This window comes from Actinomadura bangladeshensis (genome assembly GCF_004348335.1).
GTDB classification, from domain to species: Bacteria; Actinomycetota; Actinomycetes; order Streptosporangiales; family Streptosporangiaceae; genus Spirillospora; species Spirillospora bangladeshensis.
In genome coordinates this window covers 1-2,731 of record NZ_SMJW01000472.1, presented here as the reverse complement: position 1 = coordinate 2,731, position 2,731 = coordinate 1, and the positions used below count along the sequence as shown (strand labels likewise).

Here is a 2,731-nt window from a genome sequence, read left to right as displayed (position 1 = left end):
GCCCCGACCAGACGCCCGCGCCGATCCCGACGCCGCCGCCGGAGCCGCCGGCCCCGCCCGTCCGCTGAGCGGGGCCGCGTGGCCCGGTCAGTTCGGCCGGGCCCACAGGACGGGCTGGTCGCCGTTCGCGTCCGCGCTGCGGCCCACGCCGAGGAGCGTGCTCCCGAAGGCCGCGAGGCCGGTGATCTGCTGGTCGCCGACACCCGCCAGGCCGGTGCCGCCGGGCGTCGAGGCCTTCCAGGAGACGCCGTCCGAGGACGTCCACGACACGACGTCCGTGGTGCCCGCGCGCCCGCTCGTGCCAGTGGCGGCGAACCCCTTGGGCGTCGCGGCCATCGCGGTGACGGTGACGGGCGTGTCGCCGCTCGGGGACGGGATCGGGCGCCACGTCCGGCCGCCGTCGGTGGAGACGTAGCCGATCCAGTCGAGGCCCTTCGCGGTCGCGGCGATCCCCGCGGCGACGATCGTGTTCTCCCGCGCGGCGACGTGCGTGAGGTGGGCCTCGGTGACACCGGACGCCGGCAGTTGCAGTTCCTGCAGCGTCCACGTCTTGCCGTCGGGCGACAGCCACACCGACGGGCGGTTCCCCTGGGCGCCGCGGCTGCCGCCGACGGCGGCGAAGCCGAACGGGCCGGACGCGACGTCCAGCATCCAGCGCGGGTTGCTCTGCCCGCCCGCCATCATCTTCGGGTCCGTGCCCGTGCCGCGGGTCCAGGTCTTGAGGTCGGGCGAGAACCAGGTGACGACCGAGTACCCCTGGGTGCCGATGACCGCGTACCCCTGCGAGCCGGCGGTGACCGCGTAGGTGACGGGCTGGCCGGTCCTGCCCGCCGCGAAGGCGGCGCCCGAGTCGGCGGCCTGCCAGGTCGTGCCGTCGGCCGAGGTGACGACGAGCGGACGCCGCGGCGCCGCCTGGTCGTAGCCGACCGCGACCCAGCCCGCCGTCCCGGCGGCGACGTCGTTCAGCTGCTGCGGCCCCGGCCGGGTGAACGCGGCCCCGAGCCCTTGTGCGGGCTTCCAGGTGTTCCCGTCCTGCGACGACCAGACGGCGGCGTCGCCGCTCGCGCTCCCGACCGCCACGGCCAGGTTCCCGGTGGCGCCGACGGAGCGGACCGAATGGTCGGGGCGGACGGCGCCCGGAACCTTGGACGGGTCGACGGGGACCGCCGTGCCGTTCGCGTCCCAGACGCCGAGCACCGCATTGGTGTCGCCGCCGCCGGGCTCCCGGCCGACGAGGACGGTCTGCCCGCCGGACGCCGCCGCGCCGGTGAGCTCCCGGCCCGGCTTCGACTCGGCCGTGCCCGCGCCCCGCCAGGTCCTGCCGTCCGCGCTGCGCGACAGCAGCGTGTCCCCGTTGCGGACGACCACGGCGGTGAAGCCCTGCTCGTCCACGGTGATACCGCTGGTCATGCGGTAGCCGGACGTGCTGAGGGTCCCGGCCTTGGCCCAGGTCCTGCCGTCCTTGGAGAGGAACGCCTGGCCGGCGAGCTTCCCGGACGCCTTGATCTCCCGCATCGCCAGGAAGCCCGCGGGCCCTCCGCCGATCATCAGGCCGCGGCTGCCCTTCGGCACCGGCACGTCGGAGGTCGCCCAGGTCCGGCCGCCGTCCTGCGAACGCCACACCTTCCGGTACGGGCCGGGCTTCTTGGAGTCGGGCGTGACCAGCCCCTCCAGCAGGATCACGTCGCCGCTCGCGGCGGCCTCGACCAGCGAGAGCGTCGCCTTCTGCACGTCCAGGCCGGTCTGGTCGCCGATGCGCGCCTCCCAGCGGCGGCCGTCGGCGGACAGCCACACGGCCGGCCGGGAGTCGCTGAAGTCGCCCTTGGGGGAGTTCTCCCCGATGGCCATGAACCCGCTGCGCGTGCCGACGATGCGCTTCACCCGGTCCTTCGGGCCGAAGACGTCGCCGACGGCGTCGGGCTGGCGCCGCCATTGCGTCCCGTTCTCGCTGGTCCACACGGCGCCGCCGCCTCCCGCCCGGCTGCCGATGGCGACCCAGCCGCGGGGCGAGCCGCCGACCGCCTCGGGCACGCCCCCGGACGGCGCGACGCCGCCGTCGGTGCTCTCCTGCGGGACGGACTTGAAGGTCCGGCCGGCGTCCGTGGAGACCAGGAACAGGCCGCGGGCGTTCTGCGGGTCGGTCTCGCCGCCGACCGCGACCACGGTGGAGCCGAGCGCCGCGACACCGCTGATCTGCTGGTCGCGGCCGTCGGTGGCCGCCGCGCCGTCGACGGGGAACAGCGCCCCGGCGAGCTCGGCGCCCGCACCGCCCTCGTCCTCGTCGCCGCCGAGCAGGCCGGGCACCACGATCACCGCGGCGGCGACCAGGGCCGCGGCGGCCAGCCCCGCGCCTGCGATGAGCAGCGGCTTCTTGAGGCTTCTGCGCGGCTTCTTGGGCTTGCTCTGCGTCGTCCGCCACGGTTCGTCGACCACCGGCGGCGGCGCCACCGGCTGGACGCCGTCCGGCGCGGCCTGCGGTGCTCCGGGGACCTGCTGCGCCCACGGGAACGGCTGGGCGGCCGGGGGAGCGCTCGGCGCGCCGCCCGGGACCTCCTGCGCGTAGGGGAACGGCTCCGGTGCCGGACGAGGCGGTGCGGCGGGGATCTCCTGGGCGTAGGGGAACGGGTCGTGCGCCGGGGGGCTCTGCGCGGGCGGCGGCTGCGCGACGGGCGGGCGCGGAGCAGGCAACTGCGCGGGCAGGGGCGGTGCGGGCGGTGCCGGTGGCTGGGGG

Annotated in this window: 1 protein-coding gene; it reads right to left on the bottom strand. The window is 76.7% G+C overall.

The features are described 5' to 3' along the window. Positions 1 to 87: 87 nt before the first annotated feature. Positions 88 to 2,731: beta propeller repeat protein (locus E1284_RS42240; protein WP_481726779.1), on the bottom strand; the 2,644-nt coding region annotated here is incomplete at its 5' end.